Below are 24491 nucleotides of genomic sequence, written 5' to 3'. Positions count from 1 at the left end.
CATTCCAGCAGTTCGGCCGCCTCCAAGTCGCCGACGTGGATGGCGTGGCGGTCTGCCATCGTGGCAAACAGTTGCCCGACGCTGCTACTCAGTGCGCTCCACGACGAACAGCGTCTGCTCGGGCTTGCCGACGACGACGGCCAGGTTTTCGCCAGCCCAGCCGATCTCGCCGTGGGCCTCCTCCACGTCCGGGATCGGGCAGACCTCCCAAGTCTGATCGCCCCGTCGCAGCAGTGCCATCCCGTCAGACACCTCGACGCTCGTCGTGACCTCCAACATCGTGGTTTCGTGCAGTGCAACGCCGATCGCATCGCCCGTCGACGGGCGCACAGCGGTGAGTTCTCGCGCTTCGACGGTGTACAGGGGTGCCTCCGTCGGCGTCCACTGCAACCCAGAACGCTTCAGTGCCGCCGCCGGCGCGTCGTCGCTGGCCACTCGCGGCCAGTGCTGAGCGAAGTCCGGTTCGAGCTCGGCCACCAGCCAGCTCTGTCGCTGCAACTCGTCTAGCCCGAGCAAGTCGTTCACCAGCTCGGGGGCGGCGCCGGTGGGCGCGTCGTATTCGCCCGCATCGGCGCACGCGTCATTCAGCCAGAGCCGCTCGGTGCGCTCTACCACCACGGCCGCATCCGTGAGGTACACCCGCGCGTCCAGCAGTTCTGAACTCACCATCGGCGGTGTGCCGTCGTCGATGCGTGTGAAGCTCCAGCCTTCGGCAGTCTTCACGCCGACGACGTGCTCGATGGCGCATTCGAGCGGCCGCACAACGCCCACGATCGCGATCCGCTCGGACGCCGACAGGTCGACCGCCACCACCTCGATGTCCTCGGGCAATCCCACCAACTGCCACTGCGAGCCGTCGAAAGCGTACCAGTCGTCGGCAGACTGGGCGAGAGCGTGCGCGCCGCTGAACGAATAGCGCATTGCCGTGCCTTCGGCTTCGTCGGGGGGCGCCACCGCCGACACCGCCGCCGCAAACACGACACCGCTTCCACCGGAATCTGCGCGGGGGCTCTCGTCGGACGTTTGCGACGCGCCAGCCTCGGTGTCCTGCGGCGCTGTCTCAGCTTCGGTCGCCCTAGCGACTTGAGGTTCTTCGGCCTCATCGGCCATCTCAAACTCGATGGCCGATTCCGGCATGTCGTCCGCGGCCGCAAACGTATCGTCGCCGGTTTCGCCGAAGTCGCCGCTGGCGCCGAGCGGGTCTTGCATCTCCTCGGCGAAATCATCACTGGCGATATCGGCGTCGGCCTCAGTGCCGTAGTCCTGCGCCCCTCGGTCTTGGAGCGAGACGACGCCGATCGCCGCGACAGCGACGAGGGCGAATACACCTGCTCCGCCGCGTACGGCGTTGCGTCGCCGCTGCATCTGCGCGGCGCGTGCGCGCACCGCACCCAGCGAGCCCGACCCGGCAGGGAGGGACGCTGCGGTCTGCTGCAGATGGCTCCGAAGGCGGTCCGCTGCGGTCATCGAACCTCACCTCCCGCTGCCGTCGAATCCTCCAGAACCGCTCGCAACTGCTCCAATCCGCGGCTGAGCCTGCTCTTGACCGTGCCGGACGCGATGCCGAGTGCCGTCGCGGTCTCCGCGACGGACCAGTCGAGGTAGAAGCGCGCCACGATCACCGCGCGGTGCGCGTCATTGAGGCTTTCCAGCGCGTGCTCGAGGTCCAGATCTCGTGGCCGATCCTCAATAGCGTGAGGCTGGGCAAGCAACGGCCGCCGCTCGCGCTCGCGCTGAACGCGACGCAACCACGATCGGGCCCAGTTCAGCCCGACCCGGTAGACCCACCCTTGCGGGCTCGAGTACGTGCTGACGCTCCCCCAGCGCTGGCACGCCCGGGCGAATGCCTCGTCAGCGGCCTCTGCGCCCAGCGCGGCATCGCGCAGTGCCAGTCCCAGCGCACGCGCCATTTCATCGCGATGCGCGACATAGAAGTCGTCGAACCGTGCAACCACCACTGCGTGGGCGGCGGGCGCGTCCGACGACGCTGCGTCGTCAGCGGAACTGGACATCGGTCTGGTGCCGATCAGCGCGGGGCGGTATTGCTTGTGCAACTGCATCAGTGCGCTGGGCATCAGTGCGCTGGGCATCAGTGCGCTGGGCATCGATGGGATGGGAATTGAAGCGATGAGCACGCCAGACATCAGAGGTCCCCGCTAAGACTGCCTGCCAATAGAGACGCCGGGAACCACGATTCGGTTCCATCACGTCTGCACCCCGAGGCGGGCGTCGCCGACGGCTTGGGACCTCTCCGCTGAGCATCGCGCCGCATCGCGTCGAGACTCCCGCACGACAGCCCTCGTGGGCCCGATGTTCGCCGTTTCGGTCAAGGACGCTGCGCCTGGGCCGCGTGTGCATCTTCGAGCAGTACTCCCGCTTGGCCAAGCGCGTCGACTTCGGCTCGTCCCGAACCGAGCCATTCAGCGAGAACGGTGGCGTTGTGCTCGCCAAGGTGAGACGCCATGGCGTCGGGCGCGACCCCGGACTTCGCTGATGTTTGCGCTGTGGTTCCGCTGAAGCGATACGGCGTCTGCGGGACGCGACGGGTGCCGCCGTCGCGCGCGTCGATCTCGACGGATGAACCGCGGTGCAGCGCAGTCGGCGAGTCGTAGGCATCGGCGGTGGTCTTGACGTCACCCCACGCAAGGTTCGCCGCGTCGAGCGCTGCCAGCATTTCGTCGCGGGTCGCGAACGAACGCAAGAACGCGTTGATCGCGTCAGTGCGATACGCCCGTTTCGTCGGGATGTCGGCATCGGGCGGCGACGTGTCAGCGACGCCGTGGACCTCGCTGAGCTGCTTCCAGATCCAACGGAAGTCACCCGCTGTGAGGATGGGACCACCGGTGCCCTGCCACACCAAGCCGCCGTTCGGCTTGTAGCGCAACCCGTCGAGCGCAAGGTGGCTGCCCTCGTCGGTCGCCAAGAAGGTGTCCAGCATGGCGATGTCGACGTGCTGGCCGCAGCCGGTCTGTTCGGCCACTCGCAGCGCTGCGAGGATGCCGATCGCGCCGTGCAGTGACGCGTTGGTGTCCGCGACCGCAAGATTCAAGTCCTCGACCGGCCCGGAGTTGGCCTCGGCTGAACGAGCGAGCCAACCGGACTCAGCATGAAGGATCGGCGCGTAGGCAGCACGGTGCGATTCCGGGCCTCCGTGCCCGAAGCCGCTGATCGACAGCATCACCAGCGCAGGGTTCGCCTCGGAGAGTTCGGCGAACGACAGCCCCTGTCGTTCCATCACTCCGGGACGGAAGTTCTCGATCAGCACGTTGGCCTGCGCCGCAAGTCGCTTGACCAGCTCTGGGCCGCCCTCGGCGCGCAGATCGATGCAGAGATTGCGCTTACCCACATTCTGCTGGGTGTAGAAGCCCGCCAACCCGGCCCGGTTCTTGCCCCACAGCCGCGTCACGTCGCCCTCGGGAGGCTCCACCTTGACGACGTCGGCGCCCAGATCGCTGAGGATCCGGCCAGCGAACGGTCCCGCGAGCACCCGACTCATGTCCAGCACTCGAATGCCCTGCAATGGTCTCATCGGCATCTGCTCCCGATGCTCGTCAGCGCGGGCGGTCCCCGGCGATCGTCACTCGCAACATGTGGCGCCGCTGGCCGTGGTAGTCGTTCAGCGCGTAGTGCTGAACGCTGCGGTTGTCCCACATGGTGAGCGTGCCCGGCTCCCAGCGCACTCGGCACGTGTAGTGCTCGTGGGTTGAGTGGTCGAACAAAAGGTCGAGCAGCGCCTTGGATTCGTGTCGGCGCATGCCACACAGAGCCTCGGTGAAGGGCCGGTTGACGTACAGCGCCTTCGCCGCAGTCTCAGGATGAGTGCGCACCACCGGATGGGTCACGGTGGAATGCGCGTCTTGAGAAACTTCGACTGCCATCGAGCTGCGGCGGCCGGCGTGGCGATCCGAGTCTCCGCCCCGCCCGTATTGGCTCGCTGCGGAGTGCACCGCGCTCAGGCCCTCCGCAATGCCCTTCATGGTGTCCGACAGACCCCGGTAAGCAGCCTGCTGGTTCGCGAACAACGTGTCCCCGCCGAAGCGCGGCACCTCCACCGCGTACAGCGCGGTCGCCATCGGCGGGCACTCGAGGAACGACATCTCCGAGTGCCATCCGCCGCCGAAGTTGACTGTCTCGTGTGGCTCCTTGATGACCGGCACAACGTCCGGCGCCTCGTCGGTGCCTCCGAGGTACGGATGCCGTTCCAAGTCGCCGAAGCGCCGGCCGAATCGGGCGACATCGGGAGCTGTCATGTGCTGGTCCCGAACGACCACCACGTGATACGTGCACAGCGCCTCGCGGATTGCGGCACTGAGCCTGCCCCCATCGGGGTGGGAGTCGAGCTCGGCGAGGTTGAGCGGGCTGCCGTCCGCGGCCCACAACTCGGCACCGAGCGCGCCCGCAAGCGGCCGCGCTTCGAGACCACCTGATGCGATCAGCTCCTGAGCTGCTGTCATGCTCATCGCGCGTCGCTCCCCTGCTCCGGGCCGCGGCACCGTCGCGCAGCCGCCATCGCCGCCAGCGGATCTGCCTGCCGCAGGCGCCGTGCCACTTCCCCCGCCGCAAGTATCGCCTCATTGGGGTCGGGACCGCACGGGGTCATGTTCACGTGCCGGCAGCCCGCCTCGAGGTATGGCTGGAAGAAGTCCACGATGTCGTCCACGGTGCCATACGGCGTGTATTTCTCGAAGGCCTTGAAGGGCACACGATAGAAGCGTTCGAGCTCGGGGCCGACACAGCTCGCCGCCTGCGCCCGGTCATCGGCGATGCCGACCCACAACTGGATGCCATGGTCGGGCACATCCGGGACCCCACCCGGGACGGCCCGCTCGGTCTCAGCCGTCTCGGCGTAGAGCTTCAGCGCCGCCTGGTAATGCTCGATCGTGCACCAGATGCCGAGCCAACCATCGGCGAAGCGACCCGCTCGCCGGATGGCGGAATCGGATCTGCCGCCCACATAGGTCGGGATGGGCGGATCGGGTATCGGCACGATCCGAGCGGCGTCAATCGAGAAGAACTCGCCGTCGTGGCTCACCGTGTCCCCGCGCAGCAGCCGCAGCACGATGTCGAGCGATTCGTCGGTGCGCCGGCCTCGTGTGCGAGGGTCGACTCCGCATACCTCCACCTCGTGCCGGTCGTCTCCGCCGATGCCAACGCCAAAGCTGATGCGTCCCGGAGCCATCTCGGCCAGGTTTGCAAGCTGACGTGCCACGGGGACCGGATGCCGCAACGGCAGCAGGTACACACCGAGGTAGACGCCCAAGTCTGGATGAAGGTTTGCCAGTGCGGCCGCGGTGACCATGCCGTCGTTGCCATGGCCGATCCGAAAGCTGACGTGATCGGCGAAGAACATGGTGTCGATGCCGGCGTCGGCGACGAGTTCGACCATCTCGCGACGCTCCGCCCAGGGGCGCGACCACAGCTTGACGTCAGGAGTCACACCGACACGCAGTGGCGGCACACCGCCGCCAGCTCGCGGCTGCGCGACCAGCGTGTCGGTGCTCATGGTGCAGCCATCGCTGTGCGCGCTGGTCATTGCGCCTCCGCAGTGTGGCCGTCTGTGTCCCACACCACCGGCAGGTGCTTGAAGCCGTGCTGGAAGTTCGACAGCAGGCGCTCTGGCGGCCGAGCCGGATCGCGGTCCAGTCGCAGGTTCGGCAGCCGCCACAGCGCCTCAGTGAACATGGCGGTCATCTGCCGCCTCGCAAGATGCGCTCCCAAACAAAAGTGCGGTCCGGCGCCGAAAGTCAAGTGGTCGTTGGGGCTGCGTTCGATGTCGAATCTATCTGGATCCGCGAAGACGGCCGGATCCCGATTCGCCGCGACGTGGAACACGACCACCTTGTCGCCCGCTCGCACCTCGCGCCCGCCGAGCTCGGTGTCGCGAGTGGCGGTGCGCCGGAAGTGCACCACCGGCGGCATGAACCGCAGCATCTCCTCGATTGCACCCGGCAGCAGCGAACGGTCCGCGATGAGCCTTGCCATCTGGTCAGGGTGGTGCAGCAGCGCCCACAGGCCCCCCGGGATGCCGTTGCGCAGTGTCTCGTTGCCCGCTACGGCGAACAGGAAGAACATCGTCTCGAACTCGTCGTTGGTGATGCCGCCCTCGTCATCGGGAGCGGCCAGCAGGATCGACACCACGTCGGACCCGGGGTTCGCACGCTTGTGCTCGGCGAGATCATGCGCGTACGAGTACATGTCGGCCAGGCCCTCTCGCGACCGAGGGTCAGGCATACGACCGTCCGCGCCGGGTCGGATCCGGACGCGCACCTCACGCGAGCGCTTCGCCATCTCGGTTCCCGCAGCCGGGTCGAATGCGTCGGAAACCGCGTACTCGGCGTCCTGGTAGCCGATGACCCGATTCGACCAGTCGAACAGCAGCATGCGGTCTTCGGTAGGGACGCCCATGATGTCCGCGAGCGTCAGCAGCGGAAGCTCGGCGGAGACGTCGGTCGCGAAGTCGGCGCGGCCCAAGTGCACCACATTGTCCACAAGCGTCGTGGCCCGATCCGAGATGGTGGCCTCGAGTTCGGCGACAGCGCTCGGCGTGAACGAGCGCATGAGAAGCCGGCGCAGACGCGTGTGCTGCGGCGGGTCTTGGTTCAGCATCATGCGCTGGACGAACGCGAGCATCTCGGCCGTCTTCGGGTCGCGGATCTGCGTCCCGCCGAAGTGCGACGAGAACGTCGCTGCGTCGCGGAGCACCCGATTCACCAGCTCGTGGGTGAGCACCGCCCAAAACCCAGGTCCGGGTTCCCAGCCCATCAGCTCGGGCTCACCGATCCACCCCACCGGAGCGTGCGCTCGCAGCTCTGCGATCAGGTCATGGGGCACGCCGTCGAGATACGTGCGCGGGTCGAACAGTGGCGTCGGGTCCGGGGCAACTTCGGCACCGCCTGGCGCGTCGATTGTTGCGGGCATCGGGTTCAGCCTGCCACCTGGCGCTGGGGAGAATCGATGCTCGCTGAGCCGCCCGTCGGGCGGATCGGCGGAGCGGGCGGCTTGGCAAACACAAAGAACAGCATTCCCATGCCCGTCAAGATTGCGAGTGCGACAAAGCCGAAGGCATAGCTGCCGGTCATGTCCGCCAGCCAGCCGGCCGCCAGCGGGCCGACGACCGGTCCCATCATCACGATGACCGAGCTGATTCCCATGATCGCCGCGAACGACGACGAGCCGAAGTAGTCGGCACGCAACGCTTGCATGAGTGGGCCTCGCGCCCCCCACGCCAACCCGTGCAGCAACAAGAACGCCACAATGACCGTCAAGTTCGGTGCCCAGGCCAACAGCAGCAAGCCAGCAGAGTGTCCGAGCATGGCGATCGACGCGATGAGTCGTTTGTTGACCCGGTCGCCCAGCCAGCCTCCGACGGCCATGCCGGCCAATTGCATCAGCGGCAGTGCAGCAGCGACGAAGCTGGCGCGCTGCAGCGAGTACCCCCGTTCAGCCGTCAGGTAGAGCTGGAGGTGGGCCATGACGGCACCGACCACCAGCAACGCGCTCATGTGCCCGAGCGAGATCATCCAGAACGCACGCGTGCGCACGGCCTCGGAGGCCGTGAAGTGGATGTCGGAGAGTCCCTCGGCGCGCACCGTGCGGCGATTGGCCACAACGACGGCACCGCCGTCCACCTCTTGGCCGTAGTCCTCGGGCCGTCCTTCGAGGTACTTCGCAAGCCACCAAGCCACAAGGGCGCCCCCGACACCGGACACCGCCGCGGTGGTGCGCCAGCCGAAGCGTGAGAACGACAGCACCACGAGCGGCACGCCCATGCCGCCGAGGGCGAGGCCCATGCCGCCGATTGCCAGCGCTCGTGCCCGCAGCCGCTCGAACCAGCGCACGATCGAGACCGTGACGGTCAAGAAACCGCAGAAGCCGGTTCCGATTGCCAGCAACAGGAATGCGCCGTAGAACTGCCACAGCGATTGGATCTGGCTGAACGCGACGAAGCCGATTGCCATGAACACGGCCCCGGTTCGAGCAATGGCCCGAGGCCCGAAGCGATCGAGCAGCCAGCCTTGGGCGGGCCCCAGCAGCGCCGTCTCGGCACGGTTCATGGCGAACGCACCTGAAAGGGCAGTCTTGCTCCAGCCGAATTCCTTCTCGAGCTCGACCAGGTATGAGCCCATCGCGTGCATCACCAAGGCGGCCTGAAGGCCTTGTGTGATTCCTCCCGCGGTCACCACCTTCCAACCACGGAAGGCGGTGCGCCGTTTGGACATCGGTACATCCTGCCCCATCCGGGCCGGTGCGCGTCGGGGGGACAAGCCCCTCTGCGCCCTGATCTATGCTGCCTTTTTTCCATTCACCACGGATACACGTCCTGCGATCGAGCGAGGGAGGCACCACATGGCACGAACGGTGACCGCCGCAATCGTCCAGGTGGCCTGGACGGGCGACAAGGACTCCATGATCGAGCTCCACGACAAGCACGTCGCCGAGGCGGCCGCCGCAGGCGCCAAGGTGATGTGCTTCCAAGAGTTGTTCTACGGGCCCTACTTCTGCCAGGTGCAAGACGCCGAGTACTACTCCTACGCGGAAGCCATCCCCGATGGCCCGACCACCAAGCGCTTCTGTGAGCTCGCGGCCCAGCACGAGATGGTTCTGGTCGTGCCCATGTACGAGCGCGAGAAGGCCGGATTCCTGTACAACACCGCAGCCGTGATCGACGCCGACGGGACATATCTCGGCAAGTACCGCAAGAATCACATCCCGCAGGTCAAGGGGTTCTGGGAGAAGTTCTATTTCCGACCCGGCAACCTCGGCTACCCCGTATTTGAGACCGCAGTCGGCACCGTCGGCGTGTACATCTGCTACGACCGCCATTTCCCCGAAGGCTGGCGGGCCCTCGGACTCGCCGGAGCAGAGATCGTGTTCAACCCCTCCGCCACCAGCCGTGGACTGTCCGCCTACCTGTGGCAGCTGGAGCAGACCTCCGCTGCGGCGGCGAACATGTACTACGTCGGTGCCATCAACCGGGTCGGCGTCGAGCCGCTCGGCGACAACGACTTCTACGGCACGTCGTACTTCGCCAACCCGCGCGGCCAGATCGTGGACAAGGCCGCGTCGGACCAAAAGGACGAGCTCGTGGTGTGCGACCTCGACCTCGAGATGGTCGACGAGGTCCGCAACCAGTGGGCCTTCTACCGGGACCGCCGCCCCGACTCCTACGGGCCGCTGACGGCGCCCTGACCCAGGTGATCCAGATCCGGATCACCTACGACACCGCCACAACGCTGAGCTAGCCGCACAGGGGGACACGAAGATGGCGACGCTGATCACCGGAGGCACCGTTGTCAGCCCGACCGGGGCAGATCCGGCTGAGGTGCTCATAGACGGCGAGCAGATCGTGGCCGTTCTGCAACCAGGCAGCGATATCGCCGTTGCGGCCGAGCACGGCGCCGAAGTGGTCGACGCCAACGGACGGCTGGTGGTGCCCGGCGGGGTGGACGTGCACACCCACATGGAGCTGCCCTTCGGAGGCACCTACGCCTCCGACACTTTCGAGACGGGCTCGCGGGCCGCGGCCTGGGGCGGCACCACCACCATCGTCGACTTCGCGGTGCAAAAGACCGGCGAGAACGTGCGTGAGTGCCTTGACACCTGGATGGCCAAGGCCGAAGGCAACTGCGCCGTCGACTTCGGCTTCCACATGATCATCGGCGGCGTCGACAACGACTCACTCAAGGAAATGGACCTGCTGGTCAACGAGGGCATCACCAGCTTCAAGCTGTTCATGGCCTATCCGGGAGTGTTCCTCGCGGACGACGGACAGATCCTGCGGGCCATGCAGCAGGCCGCCGGCAACGGCGGGCTGATCATGATGCACGCGGAGAACGGCCTGGCTATCGACGTTCTGGCCGCGCAGGCCTTCGAGCGGGGCGAGACCGCACCGGTCACCCACGGCTACGTGCGACGCCCCGAGCTGGAGTCCGAGGCCACCCACCGGGCCATCCAGCTGGCCAAGGTGGGGGCATCACCGCTGTACATCGTGCACCTGTCGGCGGCCGAGGCCCTCGAGCAGGTGGCCTTGGCGCGCGACGCCGGCATGAACGTGTTCGCGGAGACCTGCCCGCAGTACCTGCACTTCAGCCTGGAGGAGCACCTCAACCGGCCCGGCTTCGAGGGCGCGGCCTATGTGTGCTCGACACCGATTCGCTCGCGGGCCGAAGGCCACCAGGACACACTTTGGAAGGGCCTGCGAACCAACGACTTGGCCGTCGTGTCCACCGACCACTGCCCGTTCTGCATGAAGGAGCAAAAGGAGCTGGGTCTCGGCGACTTCCGGGCGATTCCCAACGGAATCGGCGGCGTCGAGCACCGCATGGACATGATCTACCAAGGCGTGGTCACTGGCGAGATCGGCCTGGCTCGCTGGGTCGAGCTGTGCTCCACCACACCGGCCCGCATGATGGGCCTGTACCCACGCAAGGGGATCATCGCGGCAGGTGCCGACGCTGACGTCGTGATCTACGACCCCGACAAGCGGTGGACCATCAGCGTGGACAACCATCACATGAACATCGACCACTCTGCGTACGAGGGTGTCGAGGTGACCGGCCACGTCGACACCGTGTATTCGCGGGGCCGCAGGATCATCGACAACGGCCAGTACCTGGGGCGCGCTGGCGACGGGCAGTACCTGCCCCGTGGTCTCTGCCAATACCTGCGGTAGGAGGCGACGCCAAGACCCAGCTCGACCACACGTAATTCCCGCTGATCAGATCGGAGGATTGAGAACATGGACTTTGGCGTTGTTCTGCAAACGGATCCCCCCGCGTGGCGCGTGATCGACCTGGCCCGGCGGGCTGAGACCTTGGGCTTCTCCTACGGGTGGACCTTCGACAGTCACGTGCTGTGGCAGGAGCCGTACGTGATCTACAGCCAGATGCTGTCGGCCACGAATCGCATGGTCGTCGGCCCGATGGTCACCAACCCGGGCACCCGGAACCCGACGGTGACCGCTTCGATGTTCGCCACGCTCAACGACATGTTCGGCAATCGAACGGTATGCGGCATCGGCCGAGGCGACTCGGCCATGCGGGTGCTGGGGCACACCCCCACCAGCCTCGCCACTCTGGCCGAGTCGATGAAGGTCATCAAGGGCCTGGCCGAGGGCCGCGAGGTGGAATACAACGGCACCCGGCAGCAATTCCCGTGGTCGGCGGGCAGCCAGCTCGACATCTGGATGGCCGCCTACGGGCCGCGGGCGCTGCAGCTCTGCGGCGAGCAGGCCGATGGCTTCATCCTGCAGCTCGCCGACCCACAGATCACCGAGTGGACCGTCGCCGCCGTCCGGCGGGCCGCGGCAGAGGCTGGTCGCGATCCCGACGATCTCTATATATGCGTCGCCGCGCCTGCCTATGTCGGCGACGACCTCGCCCACCAGCGCGACCAGTGCCGGTGGTTCGGGGGCATGGTCGGCAACCACGTGGCCGACCTCGTCGAGCGTTACGGAGACACCGGCGGCGGGGTGCCTCAAGCACTCACCGACTACATCTCCGGGCGCCAGGGCTACGACTACGCCGAGCACGGAAAGGCCGGCAACATCCACACCGACTTCGTCCCCGACGACGTGATCGACCGGTTCTGCATTCTCGGCGACGCCAGCAGCCACATCGCCCGGCTCGCCGAGCTGCGTGATCTCGGCGTTGACCAGTTCGCCATCTACCTGATGCACGACGCCAAAGACGAGACACTGAGCGCCTACGGCCAACAGATCATTCCGGCATTGGGAACCTGACCGGCGCGTCGTGCAAGCTGACACCGCTGCCCCGGCGACGATCGACCCGATCGTCGGAGACCAGTTTCTTCGACAGCAGGCGGCCCGCGAGCGCCGCCGCGTCCGAGCCCGCCAAACCGTGCGGCAGGTGATCGTGCTGGCGCTGTTCGTGTGCCTGCTGGGCCTTGCCTATACCGCCTACAAGAAGGTGGGAACAGCCATCGACGACGGTCAGTCCAGTTGGCCTGTGATCGGGTCGTTCCTGCCCGAGACCAACGACCTGAAAATGCCCCCAATGCTGGACATCGTCGCGGGGATCTTCGCTGAGCCCAGGGGCACCGGCCAAGCCTTCTGGACAATCATCGCCACCGAAGCCGCCTTCACGCTGCGAGAGGCAGCGGTGGGGTTCACCATCGGGGTATTGGTCGGCTTGGGCATCGCCATCGTGCTCACCACCTCGGGGCGCTTGGAGCGTGCGTTCGTGCCCCACGTCATCGCCAGCCAGACCATCCCGCTGATCGCCATCGCGCCCATCATCGTGATCTGGGGCCGCAAGAGCTTGGACTTCCTGCCCTTCGATTGGCAGGACTGGATGTCGGTTTCGGTCATCGCTACCTACCTGACCTTCTTCCCGGTGACGATCAACGGCCTGCGAGGCCTGCAGTCCCCCCGGCCCGAGAACCTCGAGCTGATGGACTCCTACGCAGCACGATGGGGCCAAACGCTGTGGCGGCTGCGCTTGCCGGCGTCGCTGCCCTACTTGTTCGCTGCGTTCAAGATCGCAGCCACAGCCAGCGTCGTGGGCGCCATCGTGGGCGAGATCTCTGCCGGGGTGAGGGGCGGTTTGGGCCGCCGGGTGCTGCTGGAAGCCCAGCGCTACACGACGGGACCTGAGCGCCTCTATGTGGCCGTGCTCGGTGCGGCGGTTTTGGGGATCTTCGTCTTCGCGGTGATCTCATCCGTCGAGTACGCGCTGGTGGGACGCAAGGGCCGGGAAGCTGTCACATGAGCGACGGGCACATGAGCGACGGGCACATGAGCGATGCGGGCGAGAGCAACGACCTCGACGGCGCGGCGAACGCCGCCACGGCCGCCGTCGAGGTGGAGAACGTCTCCAAGGTGTTCAACCCGGGGCGCCCCAACGAGGTCGTCGCACTCACCGACATCGATCTCCGGATCGGCTCGGGCGAGTTCGTCACGCTGATCGGCCCGTCCGGCTGTGGCAAGAGCACCCTGCTGCGGCTGATCGCTGCGCTGATCGACGTGAGCGACGGGTCGGTCAATGTCAACGGCAAGCCGGCCGACCGTGCCCGCCTCGACCGCGACTACTCGATGGTGTTCCAGAGGGCAGGTCTGTTCGACTGGCGCAACGTGTCGCGCAACATCGAGTTGCCGCTCGAGCTGATGGGCTGGAAGGCGGCCGACCGTCGGCAGCGCTCAGCCGAAATGCTCGAATTGGTGAAGCTGGGCGAGTTCGCCCGGCACCACCCCGCAGAGCTGTCCGGCGGCATGCAGCAGCGCGTCGCCATCGCTCGGGCGATGTCGTTCGATCCGAAGCTGCTGTTGATGGACGAACCGTTCGGCGCGCTCGACGAGATGACGCGCGAGCACATGCAGAACGAGCTGCTGCGGATCTGGACCGAGACACAGACCACGGTGATCTTCGTGACCCACTCCATCAGCGAGGCGGTTTTCCTGTCCACGAGGGTGGTGGTGATGTCGCCCCGGCCGGGGAGGATCTCCGCTGTCATCGACACCGACCTCGGGGAGCGCAGCGAGACAACCCGCGACGACCCGGCGTACTTCGCCAACGTGACCGCGGTGCGAAACGCACTGCGAGGAGGTCACGAATCGTGACCGCGGCAAGGGCGCTGCTTCGCTCGTGGCTGCCGCCGGTGGTGGCCGCGCTGATCATGTTCGCCGGTTGGGAGGCACTCCTGGCTGTGCTGAACCCTGACGGCTTCGTGCTCCCGCCGCCCTCGCGCATTGGCAGTGCGGTGGCCGAGAACTTCGAAACCATCGCGACAGCCACCGGCATCACCGGTTTCATCATCGTCACCGGACTCCTCGCTGGGGTCGTGGCGGGAGCAACGGCTGCCGTGCTCGTCACAGCCTTCCGCTCGGCCAACGAGACGATCACACCGCTGGCTGTTGCCGTCAACGCAGTGCCGATCATCGCGCTGGCACCCATCTTCAACGCCTGGTTCGGGATTCTGTCGCCCCGCTCCAACCAGGCCGTCGTGGTCGTGCTGGTCTTCTTTCCGGTGTTCATCAACACAACCAGAGGGCTCGGACAGCCCGAACCCAGCCAGATCGAGCTCATGGAGTCCTACGGCGCCGGCAAGTGGAGGATCATGCGCGAAGTGCGAATCCCGAACGCCATGCCGTACTTCTTCACTGCGCTGAAGCTGGCCACGTCGCTGGCGGTGATCGCGGCCATCGTGGCCGAGTACTTCGGCGGCCGCCAGGACGCGCTCGGCAACGTCATCACCAACTCAGCGGGTTTGACCCGCTACGACGACGCGTGGGCCGCGGTGCTGGCGGGCTCGCTGGTGGGCATCGGCCTGTACGCGATTGCTGCGGTGCTCGAACGGCTGATCATGCCGTGGTACTTCGCAGCGCGGAAGGCGTCATGAACCGATTGCTGTTTGTGAGATCCCATTTGGGAACCTAATAGGGGGGAAATATGAAGGCTAAGAAAAATTTGATCCGGCTGATGGTGCCGCTGCTGGCGCTAGGCCTACTAGCCGCGGCCTGCACCGGCAGCGATGACGCAACCGATGAGCCCGAATTCGAGCCCATTTCCGAAGTGTCGCTGCAGCTGCAGTGGTTCACGCAGGCACAGTTCGCCGGCTACTACGCGGCCCAGGCGCTCGGCTTCTACGAAGACGTCGGACTCGACGTGGAGATTCTCGAGGGTGGCGTTGACATCGTTCCGGCCTCGGTTCTGGACTCAGGCGCTGCTGAATTCGCGGTCTCGTGGGTGCCGAGAGGTTTGGTGCCGCGAGAAGAGGGTGCCAACATCACCAACATTGCCCAAGTGTTCCAGCGAAGCGCCACTTTGCAGGTGTCCTTCGTTGGCTCCGGCATCACGGGGGTTAGTGACCTCGAGGGCCGCACGGTTGGCAACTGGGGATTCGGCAACGAATTCGAGCTGCTGGCGGGACTTCGCAAGAACGGGCTCGACCCGGATTCCGACGTCCAGTTGGTGCAGCAGAACTTCGACATGCTGGCTCTGATCGATGGACAGATCGATGCAGCGCAGGCAATGATCTACAACGAGTACGCCCAAGTGCTCGAGACGGTCAACCCTGACACCGGCGAGCTCTTCCAGCCTGGAGATCTCAACGTCATCAACTGGAATGACGTGGGCACGGCGATGCTGCAGGACGCTCTGTGGGCCGACGCCGACCGCCTCGACGAGGATCCGGCCTACCGCGATGCGGCTGTTCGGTTCGTTGAGGCCTCGTTGCGCGGCTGGATCCACTGCCGGGACAACCCCGCCGAGTGCGTGCAAATCGTGCTCGACAATGTCTCGACGCTGGGCGAGTCGCACCAGACATGGCAGATGAACGAGATCAGCGCTTTGATCTGGCCGTCTCCATTGGGCGCGGGCATCATGGATCCTGATCTGTGGGCACAGACCGTTGACGTGGCCACCAGCGAGGGCATTCTGGCTTCAGCTCCCACCGACGGCGCCTACCGCACCGATATCGCCGAAGAGGCGGTGGCGAATCTGCGGGAGGCCGGCATCGATGTCGTGGGCGACGGCTGGCAGCGAGTCACCGTCGAGCTGCTTCCCGGCGGCGAGTAGCCGCTCGCGCACTCACCAGACCGACTTGGGGGCGGCGGCGAGTCAATCGCCGTCGCCCCTGTCGGCCAGAGACCGCTTTGCGGGGAGTATTTGGGACGCTCGGGTCAGGATCTGGCCGGGCCTCGTCAAAGATGCGCCGGATCTTCACGGCGAATCGCGGGATGTCCTCGGTGATCGCGATATAGATCGACATGAGATGAGACTTGGCGATTGGCTCACTGCTCGACGGGTGGATCTGCTCCTGGCTGTCGCGGCGACAGTGGCGGCCGGGACTGGGCTGGCGTCCTGGGCGGTGGGTACCGGCTGGGCCCGCTGGTTAACGGTCGTGCACGCCCTCGCCGGCCTGAGCTTGCTGGCGCTGGCCCCGGCCAAGCTCCGGGGCTCGGTGCGCACCGGGCTGAAGCGCCGCCGCGCTACCCGGTGGCTGTCGATGCTGCTGGGAGCGCTGGTAACAGCCACCGTCGTGCTCGGCGTCCTCCACGCCACCGGGCTGTGGCACGGCGTGGGCTACTGGTCGGCGCTGTGGACCCATGTTCTGCTGGCCGCGCTGCTGGCCCCTTTGCTGGTGTGGCATATCGTCAGCCGACCAGGACGCCCGAAAGCGACCGACCTCGACCGCAGGGCACTGATCGGCGGGGGCATCGCACTGGCAGCCGCTGGCGCGGTGTATTGGATTCAGCAGCTGGCGGTAGGCGACAATCGGCGATTCACCGGCTCACACGAGATCGCCTCGTTCAACCCGGCAGATATGCCAACGACCATGTGGCTCAACGACCAGTCGCCCCGAGTGGCCGCTTCGGACTGGGACCTCACTGTCGCAGGCGAGCCGGTGACGCTCGAGACCTTGGGGGCCCGAGCCACGCCGGTGACGGCCGACCTCGACTGCACCGGCGGGTGGTGGAGCCGCCAGTCGTGGGACGCGGTGCCGCTGGCCGAGCTGATGCCGTCGGTGGACGCGCCCACGCTGGAAGTCACATCGCTGACCGGCTACAGCCGCCTGTTCCCCGCTCGCGACGTCGCCAACCTGTATCTGGCCGTCGGCTACAGCGGTAAGCCGCTGCGCCGCGGCCACGGCGCCCCGGTGCGACTGGTGGCACCTGGACGGCGGGGCTTCTGGTGGGTCAAGTGGGTAAGCCGCATCGATCCCGTCGACCGTCCTTGGTGGCTCCAACTCCCATTCCCGCTGGAATAGCTGCCCATTGCCGGCCGACGCCTCGCCTGGCCCCGCCGGGCGAGGCGAATGCAGCCGACTCACCTATATCTACATTCTCGATGTTATGGTCGAGAGTGTGAGTAGGTCAGCGCCGGCTCTGGCACCGCTCTTCAGGTCAGACCAGCAGCTTCGGATACTCGGGGTTCTTTTCGCCGGTACGGGAGACGAACTCACCGTCGGGGCAATCGCCGAACGGGCGCGCGTGGCACAAGCCACGGCGAGCAGAGAAGTGGCGCGCCTTGAAGAACACGGGCTCCTGGTCACCCGACTGCTGGGCCGCAACAGGCTCGTCCGCCCCAATTGGGATCTGCCGTGGGCCCCGGAACTCCGCTCCATACTGCTCCAAACTGTCGGCGTGCTGGGACGTCTCGGTGACGCTCTGGCCGGTGTAGAGGATGTGGACGATGCGTTTGTCTACGGCTCGTGGGCACGCCGCTTTGTCGGCGAGCCCGGCCTCTTTCCCAACGACATCGATGTCGCTGTGATTGGCATCGCGCCGCTGCGGGTGGTTCGCGCGGCATGCCGTGACGTCGAAGAGGATCTGCGGGTAGAGGTCAACCCCATCGTGATCGATCATGAGAGCTGGGACTCCCCTTCGCCGGAACCATTCGTCGCTCAAATTCGAGAGCAGCCCCTGGCGCCGATCATGCTAGAAGTCGAGCGTGACGTCTGACTGGCTCGCTGAAGCGATCGCGACCCGCCGGATCGAACGAGTCAAGGCCAACATGGGAGCGGCTGGCGAACGCGTCAACGACGCCCGACGACACATCGCGTCGGCGCGCAAACTCGCTGAGAGCGACACAACCCTCGCCATGTCCGCATGCCACGACGCCATCCGCAAGGCCGTGGTTGGGCACATGTCGGCAAACGGGCTCCGAGTACGCTGTGGCGGAGGCGCCCACCGCTTGACGATTGACTGCGCCAGGCGCGAATTGGCAGGGTCCATTTCCACGAGCGACCTCGTCGATGCGAACGAGATCCGCCAGGATCGAGCGCTCGCAGAGTACGGGGACTTTGCTTCCAGGAAGCTCAACGCGACTCATGTCCGCGCAGCAGCCGATGTAGCCGAACGCATCGTCAACGCCGTCGCGCGTGCGCTCGCTTCTTGAGCCGCCCGGATAAGGCACGGTCGAGGCTGCAGACCTCGGCAAGGCCGAATCAGCACCCGACCAGCGCTTAGGAAACAGCAGCGCCGTCGCTCGCGCAGATCCCGTTATCCCGCCCGGGCCACAGCCCGGCGATCAATCTCCCAATGGTTGGAGCCTTCGGCGACCCTCACCGCCAGCCGCTCAGGCGCGTCGACCGCCACCTCCAGCATCCTGAGGCGCGACAGCCACAGCCGCACCAACACAACATCACTCGCCATCGAGGCCCTCCAGGGTTCGACGTCTCCAAACATCGATCCCAGCAGGGCCTCGCCCCCTACAAACGGAACCTCAAACCACCGTCATCCCACACAACCGCGAAGAGCCGGAAAATGTCACCTCCGTGCCCGCGTATGCGGGCCAAGAGACTCACACGCGAGCGTCGAAGGCGCCGCGTTGCTGCACCACCGGAAACGGGGCGGTCCTAGGTGCGGCTGTCATTTGGCGATCGACCCGTCTTGAGGGAGTCGATCGCGCGTGACGCGTCCCCCTTGGTGATGCCTTCGAGACTCATCGTCTGACGACGCTCTTGCAAGAGGAGCCTCAAATAATCGATCTGTCTTGCAGTCGCTGGATCCGTGCTCGCGTACATCGCCCGGCGTACGGATGCCTCGCGCCGCTCACGCCAGCCAGTGTCGGACCGTACAACCAAGGCTTGGAAGCTCCGTTCGTCGGATCGGTCATACAGTGCAGCGGCGAGCAGCAGGACGGCTTCAGCGTCGCTGGCAGCACGGTGCGCGTTCGGGATTTCGATGCCGAGATCCCGGCAGAGTGCTCCGAGAGTGAACTTCCCTACACGGTCTGAAAGCACCAAATCGGCGATCCGCAGTGTGCATGCATGCGTCGACGGCTCCCAGTCGATCCTGTAGTGGCGCAGCGTCTTGGCAATGCAATCGATGTCGAACTCGGCGTTGTGCGCCACGATTCCCCGCTCACCGATCTCGTCCCGCACCTGAGGCCATATCGCCGAGAATCGAGGAGCAGCGTTCGTATCAGCGGCAGTGATGCCATGTACGTCAATATTCGCCCTCTCGTACCGGTTTGCTGGCGGCTGCGCCAGCCAAGATCGACGCCGAAGCGCTCCCCCGCTGTTCGCTGTCACGACGGCTATTTCGCAGATGCTCCGGCGTTGCTCATTCGCAGTTTCGACATCGACGGCAGCGAATCCGCTGAGGGCATTCAAACGTAGGTTCGACGTTGACCCGATTTCTTTGACGTCTGCGGTGCCGGTCCAGTCGTTGCCCATGCCGTCTCCCCGGATCGTTGGGCATCTGTATCCACAGCGTGCCACGCGTGCCAGCAGAATCTCCCAACGCCCATACACACGGTCTGATGCGCGCGTGAAGTGCCGCCGTTGTGGGTGCACAGATTCCGGGAATGACCGTACCCAGCACCGAATAGTGAACCACTTAATGTCGCTGAGTGACCGCTCGTGGCCAGTGTGAGGAATGCCCACTCAACCTACGTACGGACTCGATCGAGCCATGCAACGGAGCCATCGCCGTCATCTTCCTTCGGCACCCCGGCGCTCAGTGATTCACGGCCATCAGCCGTCTCACACCACGTTGACAGAGGGGGGGCGAACTCCATCGGTGGTTGCAAGTGAACGGTCATGATGACCGTTGCCAACACATGCAGCCGACCGATGGAGGTGTCGAGTATGGCAGCGAGGCTGAGTTTGGATGAGCGGGTGTTCATCGAGTCGTCGCTGGGGGCGGGCCGCAGCGTCGCGGACGCAGCGGCCCGGCTGGGCCGTGATCCGTCGACGGTGCATCGCAAGCTGGCCCGCTGCGGCGGGCGGGCGGGCTATGACGCCCGCGCGGCGCACGCGTGGGCGTGCGCGAGGGCGCGACGCGTTCGGGTCTCCAAGCTGGCGGATGATCCGGTGCTGGCCGCGGCGGTCACTGAGCGCTTGAAGCTGAGGTGGTCCCCGCACGCAGCGGCGGCGGACCTGCGCGAGGCGGGCATGAGCGTGTGCGCGGAGACGATCTATCGGGCGTGCTGCGCGAACGACGCGCGCAGCGGCCTGCCCGCCGGCTCCTGGGACAAGCTGCCGCGGCGCTGCCGGCGCCGTCGGCCGCGCAGCGTCGCGCAGGCCCAAAAGCCCAGCCCGCTGGGGCAATACCGGCCGATAGCCGACCGGGCCGCCGACGTCGAGGACCGTACAGAGCCCGGCCACTGGGACCGGGACCTCATCGTCGGCAAAGCGAACCTCACCGCCGCGGTCACCCTCGCCGAGCGCACCAGCCGCTACTGCTTGACTGCCGCGCTGCCCGACGGCTACAGCGCGCCCCAGGTCGCCGCCGCGGTCACCGCGGCGCTGGGCCGCCAGCCCGGCGGGCTGGTGCGCACCCTCACCTGGGACCAAGGCCGCGAGAAGGCCCGCCGGGCCGACATCGAAGCAGCGCTCGGCATCGAGGTGTTCTTCTGCGAGCCGCGCTCGCCGTGGCAGCGACCCACCAACGAGCAGACCAACGCGCTCATGCGCCGATGGCTCCCCAAAGGCACCAGCCTCGACATCGCGCAGCTGCGGCTCTCGGTCATCGAGGACAAACTCAACCACATGCCCCGCCGACTCCACCACTGGCAATCAGCCGCCGACATCTACACTCAACTCACTTGCAACCACCGCTAGAGCTTGCCACTGCACTGAAATGGGCAGCACGGACTACGAAGGCCTACCCCCGCTGGCGCGGGGAGCACATCACTGCGACTCGGCCGGGATCCGTGACCGAGGGCCTACCCCCGCTGGCGCGGGGAGCACGCTGGTCGCCGCGCCAGGCATCCCGCTGTTTTGGGCCTACCCCCGCTGGCGCGGGGAGCACCAGTACACCTTCACGCGGACGACCTACTTGGGGGGCCTACCCCCGCTGGCGCGGGGAGCACGGAAACGAGATCGCCTACCAGAACGGCCACTACGGCCTACCCCCGCTGGCGCGGGGAGCACCACTACGTAGTCGACGTCGACGGGGTGCGCCTGGGCCTACCCCCGCTGGCGCGGGGAGCACGACGGAACCGACTACGACGATCACGACTTCAATGGCCTACCCCCGCTGGCGCGGGGAGCACCCTGCTGCCCTGGGCCCGGGCGATCACACGTCAATATTAAAATCTAAGTTGGCGTGTCCGTAGCTTATATTTCTATCAAAATCTGATTTATTACAAAGGTCGAAGGTATTTAGCTGGTATGAGTTTAAGTTTTTAGTGTTCGGAATCCATAACGAGAGGTAAAGTTCAGTCCTATGGAAATTATAAAAGCTCCCACCTCCTTGACCGTCGCCGCTTATAAATAGGAAGGGACTCGTCCTTTCCTGCAGGGAACCGAGTTCACCGTAGCCGTTATTGGGAATGGGGTTGCCATTAATATCTTCTTGATTAGAAGCCCACGTACTTTCACCTTGGTCTATATTATCCGGAGTCCATCCCTTAATACCTTCTTTAGCTTCGTTTTCGTTAGTAATAGTAGCATGCGCTGTTGAGCCGGTATCCAGTATGCCAATGGCAGCATATGTGAATCCTAGAATAGCAACACCCGCTATGCCGACCGCTGTAGTTCGACGGGCAATTTGCGATAGACGAGATTTGCCCAAGCGCCTTTTTCTAAAATACACCTACATGTCCAATCTTTTGTGTTACTTTTTGTGCTTACGCTCAATAATATAGCAACAATTCTACCATCTAGAGAACGGATTGTATGCCCTAATCATATTTATTACAACACCCTGGAGAGGTGGCATATATCCAAGGCAATAATTAAAATATCTTAATTCCAATAATGCGGGAGGTAGCGTGGCGCAAATATATGTTGCAGTATAACTGACTGAAGCTTGGATGAATCGCATTAAATCTTAACGTTTAACTTTAATGTTGTGCCACCCCGCTCCCTCCCCTCGACAATTGCCGAGAGAAGGGGGCGGGGTGACCAAGAGCCTTCGTGTTCCTGAAAGAGTATCTAGGGAGGCACTCTTTTACCAGGAATTACTGATCCAATGGTCGCTACGCACTCCTCGGGGATCTGCTTCTTCAGGCTCGGACCGTGCACCATCTCTGTAATATTGGTCGTGATCCGGATGATAGCATCTTGAGTTTACTATGCCTTCTACACCCAATTGCGTCCGTCTCATAGACCAGCCTAGCGGACAGGCTTTGAGGATGCTGAATGCTGCCATTTCTGACGAGGATAGTTGAGAGCAACCATACCCCAACTCAAAATCTCCGCACCTATCGTCGTAGAATTCTTCTATCATCTGTACTAAGATTTGAGAATCTTCAGAATCGTCACACTCGGAGCGGCCATAAACATACCCGCATGCCAGTGCAAAATCCTCAATTGCCAGTTCTTCCGCCACCCATACAGGGCTAGCCCCAATTTCTAGCACAAACTCTGTTGTATCCTCCTCTTCCTCGGTCACGGTCTCCGTCTCGGAGCCGGTCTCCTCGGGTTCGGAAGTCTCGCCGTTGTTCCCTTCTTCAGGATCTTCGACAGATACCTCCTCCTCTTCCTCGGTCACGGTCTCCGTCTCGGAGCCGGTCTCCTCGGGTTCGGAAGTCTCGCCGTTGTTCCCTTCTTCAGGATCTTCGACAGATACCTCCTCCTCTTCCTCGGTCACGGTCTCCGTCTCGGAGCCGGTATCCTCGGGTTGAGTAGTGACTGGCACGGTGCTAGTTGTCGGCACTGTTTCGATCACTTCTGAGGTGTCTGTCTTGGCTTCAGCTGAACGCTCTTCGTCTGGTTGCACGGTGGTCTCAGGAGGCTCCGGAGAGTCCCGATTTTCCGCTACAACCACTTGTTCTCCTGGATCACCACCGCTGGCTGCCATCTGTATGACGACAACTGTGCCTGCGATTAACGAGACCGCAACCACCACCTTGAAAACGTTTGCCAGTTTAAACCAGCGCCTGCTTCCGGAGGGATTGACTGCGGATGGGTTGCTTGCTTGCTTTCTAGAATTCATGCCGTTCTCCTCCTTGTTAAAGTAGGCACGATTACAACAATCATTCCAGGCGGCTGCCTAAGATGATTGCCACCAGTCCGCTTCAGTTGTTGTTTAGAAACGGAAAAGGGGCAATCTCCTAGGGCAATACTTGCGAGCCAAGACGGGTAACCGTCGAGAGCGAACTCAGTATCTCGCTCTGCACCGCATCCAGCCTGATAGGCCACGCATAGCTCCTCGACCCGCTTGTGAGGCATGGTGGCCGAGAGCACCACAACCGGTGTTGCGAGTGCGGCGAGCCATTCCAGCGCCCTGCAGAGCAACTTGCGCATGTAGGGATCCAGCGAATGCGCCTCGTCGATGACCAGCACGCCCGTTGCGGCTCCAAGGATGCGCAAAGGAGAGTGCTTGGACCGCAGCGCCCCGAGCAGCACCTGATCGATAGTCCCGACACCGAAAGGAGCCAGCAGAGACTTGCGCGTCCCCTGCATCCAAGCTGCTGCCGCCCGCGTTGCAGCAGATTCGTCGGACACAGCGACATGTGCGTCGCCCTCGGTCAGCAGCGCTTGGGAGTGGACACGTCTGAGGGCTGGCGACTCTCCGGCCGGTATCAGCCGCTCCATGCATCGCTCCAACCGGCTGTACAGCCCTTCCGCGGTTGCAACCGTCGGCATGGCGAAGAACATCCCATACCGTTCGGATGCGACTGCGAGCTTGGAAGCAGCGAGCAATGCTGCCTCGGTCTTGCCCTCGCCTGTTGGAGCGCAGATCACGACGATTCCCGGACCTGTCGGACGGAACGCGTCGCTGACGCTTGACTGCAGATCGGTCCAGCTCGGTTCGCCGCGGTGGATGAGGTCTGCTGGAACTGGTCGCTTCCACATACCGGGAGCAACCAACCCCGTCGCTCGCAGATGGTCGCCAGACAGCGCCAGTGCACGCTTGTAGTGCCCGGCGGGGTCGAAACCTTCGGCGTCAAGTGCGTTCTGATGCTCATTGATGAGGTCGTGGGATGATGCGATCCAGTCAGCAAGTACCACGACGGCGAGCGTCATCGACGCAGCGGGTGTCGCAATGAGATGGCTCGGCATCTCGCCAAGCACCGAATCGAGTGTTGCCCAAAGCCAGCGACGGGCATGATCCAATTCCGGCGGCGGGCTCTGATCTGTCTGCGCTGCTCCACCCCACGCAGACAGCTCCTGAGCATTGAGTAGCGGTACGAGACCGTGGTGTCCGCCGATGATCTGAGCGACCCTCGCCCGTGCGCGCACCGGGATCGAATCGAGTCGGTCCCAAGTCAGCAGTGCCCCAATTCGATCATGCTTGCCAGCGCTGCTTGAGTCCCGATGCCCGCGTGCCCAGGCGGGGCAAGCCACCTTGTCGAAGTTCTGAAAGCCGCACGAGGCCTTCCCGATGTCATGCCATCCGGCCAACACACGTGCTACCTGAACCCACTCGTCAGGCGAGGCGCCCAAGTGACGCGCGATGGCTTCGATCATGCTGCGCGGAAGCATCTGAGCCGTGATCGCCTCCGCCGCCGCTGCTGTGTCCAACAAGTGGCATACCAATGGGTACGGCTCGTCGAGGGAGTGCGACTTTCCCCACAGCGACAGGCCAACTGGCCGAGTTCGGGTCACAGTGCACCTCCGATCGCCTTGGCACGAGG

Annotated in this window: 23 protein-coding genes and 1 CRISPR repeat array; of the genes, 11 read left to right on the top strand and 12 right to left on the bottom strand. The window is 64.6% G+C overall.

Going from position 1 to position 24491, the window contains the following annotated elements:
* Positions 1-84 precede the first annotated feature (84 nt).
* The 7 genes from ACQY5K_RS15985 to ACQY5K_RS15955 all read right to left on the bottom strand — a co-directional run bounded on the left by ACQY5K_RS15985 (position 85) and on the right by ACQY5K_RS15955 (position 8219).
* Positions 85-1467 (bottom strand): hypothetical protein, encoded by a 1383-nt coding sequence (locus ACQY5K_RS15985; protein ID WP_428117267.1) that lies wholly within the window; start codon positions 1465-1467, stop codon positions 85-87.
* Positions 1464-2105, bottom strand: coding sequence for an RNA polymerase sigma factor (locus ACQY5K_RS15980; protein WP_428117264.1), 642 nt, complete (start codon positions 2103-2105; stop codon positions 1464-1466). Before ACQY5K_RS15980 ends, ACQY5K_RS15985 begins: the two co-directional genes overlap by 4 nt.
* A gap of 221 nt (positions 2106-2326) precedes the next feature.
* Positions 2327-3529, bottom strand: coding sequence for a CaiB/BaiF CoA transferase family protein (locus tag ACQY5K_RS15975; protein ID WP_428117261.1), 1203 nt, complete (start codon positions 3527-3529; stop codon positions 2327-2329).
* Between the two features lie 22 nt (positions 3530-3551).
* Positions 3552-4460: a TauD/TfdA dioxygenase family protein gene (locus ACQY5K_RS15970; RefSeq protein WP_428117259.1), complete on the bottom strand. Its 909-nt coding sequence runs from the start codon at positions 4458-4460 to the stop codon at positions 3552-3554.
* On the bottom strand, positions 4457-5533 hold the full coding sequence (locus tag ACQY5K_RS15965) for an LLM class flavin-dependent oxidoreductase (protein ID WP_428117256.1): 1077 nt from the start codon (positions 5531-5533) through the stop codon (positions 4457-4459). Before ACQY5K_RS15965 ends, ACQY5K_RS15970 begins: the two co-directional genes overlap by 4 nt.
* The gene (locus ACQY5K_RS15960) at positions 5530-6918 is read right to left on the bottom strand and encodes a cytochrome P450 (RefSeq protein WP_428117254.1); all 1389 of its coding nucleotides are present in this window, start codon (positions 6916-6918) and stop codon (positions 5530-5532) included. Before ACQY5K_RS15960 ends, ACQY5K_RS15965 begins: the two co-directional genes overlap by 4 nt.
* 5 nt (positions 6919-6923) lie before the next feature.
* Complete coding sequence (locus tag ACQY5K_RS15955) at positions 6924-8219, bottom strand: MFS transporter (RefSeq protein WP_428117252.1); 1296 nt, start codon at positions 8217-8219, stop codon at positions 6924-6926.
* 127 nt (positions 8220-8346) lie between these two features.
* Here ACQY5K_RS15955 and ACQY5K_RS15950 point away from each other — a divergent pair, with 127 nt between their 5' ends.
* The 10 genes from ACQY5K_RS15950 (at position 8347) to ACQY5K_RS15905 (ending at position 17855) form a co-directional block, all read left to right on the top strand.
* Positions 8347-9189 (top strand): nitrilase-related carbon-nitrogen hydrolase, encoded by an 843-nt coding sequence (locus ACQY5K_RS15950; RefSeq protein ID WP_428117250.1) that lies wholly within the window; start codon positions 8347-8349, stop codon positions 9187-9189.
* A gap of 73 nt (positions 9190-9262) precedes the next feature.
* On the top strand, positions 9263-10672 hold the full coding sequence (gene hydA, locus ACQY5K_RS15945; RefSeq protein ID WP_428117247.1) for a dihydropyrimidinase: 1410 nt from the start codon (positions 9263-9265) through the stop codon (positions 10670-10672).
* 66 nt (positions 10673-10738) lie between these two features.
* Complete coding sequence (locus ACQY5K_RS15940) at positions 10739-11740, top strand: TIGR03842 family LLM class F420-dependent oxidoreductase (protein WP_428117244.1); 1002 nt, start codon at positions 10739-10741, stop codon at positions 11738-11740.
* Between the two features lie 10 nt (positions 11741-11750).
* Positions 11751-12728 (top strand): ABC transporter permease, encoded by a 978-nt coding sequence (locus ACQY5K_RS15935; RefSeq protein WP_428117241.1) that lies wholly within the window; start codon positions 11751-11753, stop codon positions 12726-12728.
* Between the two features lie 26 nt (positions 12729-12754).
* Complete coding sequence (locus ACQY5K_RS15930; protein WP_428122734.1) at positions 12755-13576, top strand: ABC transporter ATP-binding protein; 822 nt, start codon at positions 12755-12757, stop codon at positions 13574-13576.
* Positions 13573-14355: an ABC transporter permease gene (locus ACQY5K_RS15925; RefSeq protein WP_428117238.1), complete on the top strand. Its 783-nt coding sequence runs from the start codon at positions 13573-13575 to the stop codon at positions 14353-14355. Before ACQY5K_RS15930 ends, ACQY5K_RS15925 begins: the two co-directional genes overlap by 4 nt.
* Before the next feature lie 50 nt (positions 14356-14405).
* Positions 14406-15533, top strand: a complete 1128-nt coding sequence (locus ACQY5K_RS15920; RefSeq protein ID WP_428117236.1) for an ABC transporter substrate-binding protein — start codon at positions 14406-14408, stop codon at positions 15531-15533.
* A gap of 196 nt (positions 15534-15729) precedes the next feature.
* Positions 15730-16725, top strand: coding sequence for a molybdopterin-dependent oxidoreductase (locus ACQY5K_RS15915; protein WP_428117233.1), 996 nt, complete (start codon positions 15730-15732; stop codon positions 16723-16725).
* Between the two features lie 97 nt (positions 16726-16822).
* Positions 16823-17419 (top strand): ArsR/SmtB family transcription factor, encoded by a 597-nt coding sequence (locus tag ACQY5K_RS15910; RefSeq protein ID WP_428117230.1) that lies wholly within the window; start codon positions 16823-16825, stop codon positions 17417-17419.
* Positions 17409-17855 carry a HEPN domain-containing protein gene (locus tag ACQY5K_RS15905; protein ID WP_428117227.1) on the top strand — a complete coding sequence of 149 codons (447 nt, stop codon included), beginning with the start codon at positions 17409-17411 and terminating at the stop codon, positions 17853-17855. The genes ACQY5K_RS15910 and ACQY5K_RS15905 overlap by 11 nt, the downstream gene beginning before the upstream one ends.
* Positions 17856-17959: 104 nt before the next feature.
* On the opposite strand, the gene ACQY5K_RS15900 is transcribed toward ACQY5K_RS15905, so the two are convergent.
* Positions 17960-18112: a hypothetical protein gene (locus tag ACQY5K_RS15900; protein ID WP_428117224.1), complete on the bottom strand. Its 153-nt coding sequence runs from the start codon at positions 18110-18112 to the stop codon at positions 17960-17962.
* 203 nt (positions 18113-18315) lie between these two features.
* Complete coding sequence (locus tag ACQY5K_RS15895) at positions 18316-19137, bottom strand: exonuclease domain-containing protein (RefSeq protein ID WP_428117221.1); 822 nt, start codon at positions 19135-19137, stop codon at positions 18316-18318.
* Between the two features lie 414 nt (positions 19138-19551).
* Between ACQY5K_RS15895 and ACQY5K_RS15890 the strand changes: the two genes are divergently transcribed.
* Entirely contained in the window at positions 19552-20526 is a 975-nt protein-coding gene (locus tag ACQY5K_RS15890; protein WP_428117218.1) for an IS30 family transposase, read from the top strand.
* A gap of 40 nt (positions 20527-20566) precedes the next feature.
* Positions 20567-20960: direct repeats of the CRISPR family, unit length 28 nt; unit sequence GGCCTACCCCCGCTGGCGCGGGGAGCAC.
* 23 nt (positions 20961-20983) lie between these two features.
* Here ACQY5K_RS15890 and ACQY5K_RS15885 read toward each other — a convergent pair.
* The 3 genes from ACQY5K_RS15885 to ACQY5K_RS15875 form a co-directional block, all read right to left on the bottom strand.
* Positions 20984-21481 carry a hypothetical protein gene (locus ACQY5K_RS15885; RefSeq protein ID WP_428117215.1) on the bottom strand — a complete coding sequence of 166 codons (498 nt, stop codon included), beginning with the start codon at positions 21479-21481 and terminating at the stop codon, positions 20984-20986.
* A 378-nt stretch (positions 21482-21859) separates the two neighbouring features.
* A complete protein-coding gene (locus ACQY5K_RS15880) occupies positions 21860-22846 on the bottom strand; it encodes a hypothetical protein (RefSeq protein WP_428117212.1) in 987 nt (328 codons plus the stop codon).
* Entirely contained in the window at positions 22843-24462 is a 1620-nt protein-coding gene (locus tag ACQY5K_RS15875) for a CRISPR-associated endonuclease Cas3'' (RefSeq protein ID WP_428117209.1), read from the bottom strand. The genes ACQY5K_RS15880 and ACQY5K_RS15875 overlap by 4 nt, the downstream gene beginning before the upstream one ends.
* Positions 24463-24491 lie beyond the last annotated feature (29 nt).

Source organism: Candidatus Poriferisodalis sp., from assembly GCF_965262965.1.
GTDB lineage: Bacteria > Actinomycetota > Acidimicrobiia > Acidimicrobiales > Poriferisodalaceae > Poriferisodalis.
Note: the sequence above shows the minus strand (reverse complement) of the source record. Positions and strands in the feature narration are given on the sequence as shown.

Bases quoted from the DNA above. Each gene is read 5' to 3' on its own strand.
- ACQY5K_RS15960 (WP_428117254.1), bottom strand. From the start codon at position 6,918: ATGCCCGCAACAATCGACGCGCCAGGCGGTGCCGAAGTTGCCCCGGAC.
- ACQY5K_RS15930 (WP_428122734.1), top strand. From the start codon at position 12,755: ATGAGCGATGCGGGCGAGAGCAACGACCTCGACGGCGCGGCGAACGCC.
- ACQY5K_RS15920 (WP_428117236.1), top strand. From the start codon at position 14,406: ATGAAGGCTAAGAAAAATTTGATCCGGCTGATGGTGCCGCTGCTGGCG.
- ACQY5K_RS15940 (WP_428117244.1), top strand. From the start codon at position 10,739: ATGGACTTTGGCGTTGTTCTGCAAACGGATCCCCCCGCGTGGCGCGTG.
- ACQY5K_RS15900 (WP_428117224.1), bottom strand. From the start codon at position 18,112: ATGGCGAGTGATGTTGTGTTGGTGCGGCTGTGGCTGTCGCGCCTCAGG.
- ACQY5K_RS15975 (WP_428117261.1), bottom strand. From the start codon at position 3,529: ATGAGACCATTGCAGGGCATTCGAGTGCTGGACATGAGTCGGGTGCTC.
- ACQY5K_RS15985 (WP_428117267.1), bottom strand. From the start codon at position 1,467: ATGACCGCAGCGGACCGCCTTCGGAGCCATCTGCAGCAGACCGCAGCG.
- ACQY5K_RS15965 (WP_428117256.1), bottom strand. From the start codon at position 5,533: ATGACCAGCGCGCACAGCGATGGCTGCACCATGAGCACCGACACGCTG.
- ACQY5K_RS15880 (WP_428117212.1), bottom strand. From the start codon at position 22,846: ATGAATTCTAGAAAGCAAGCAAGCAACCCATCCGCAGTCAATCCCTCC.
- ACQY5K_RS15890 (WP_428117218.1), top strand. From the start codon at position 19,552: ATGGCAGCGAGGCTGAGTTTGGATGAGCGGGTGTTCATCGAGTCGTCG.
- ACQY5K_RS15915 (WP_428117233.1), top strand. From the start codon at position 15,730: ATGAGACTTGGCGATTGGCTCACTGCTCGACGGGTGGATCTGCTCCTG.
- ACQY5K_RS15955 (WP_428117252.1), bottom strand. From the start codon at position 8,219: ATGTCCAAACGGCGCACCGCCTTCCGTGGTTGGAAGGTGGTGACCGCG.
- ACQY5K_RS15895 (WP_428117221.1), bottom strand. From the start codon at position 19,137: ATGGGCAACGACTGGACCGGCACCGCAGACGTCAAAGAAATCGGGTCA.
- ACQY5K_RS15980 (WP_428117264.1), bottom strand. From the start codon at position 2,105: ATGCCCAGCGCACTGATGCCCAGCGCACTGATGCCCAGCGCACTGATG.
- hydA (WP_428117247.1), top strand. From the start codon at position 9,263: ATGGCGACGCTGATCACCGGAGGCACCGTTGTCAGCCCGACCGGGGCA.
- ACQY5K_RS15950 (WP_428117250.1), top strand. From the start codon at position 8,347: ATGGCACGAACGGTGACCGCCGCAATCGTCCAGGTGGCCTGGACGGGC.
- ACQY5K_RS15970 (WP_428117259.1), bottom strand. From the start codon at position 4,460: ATGAGCATGACAGCAGCTCAGGAGCTGATCGCATCAGGTGGTCTCGAA.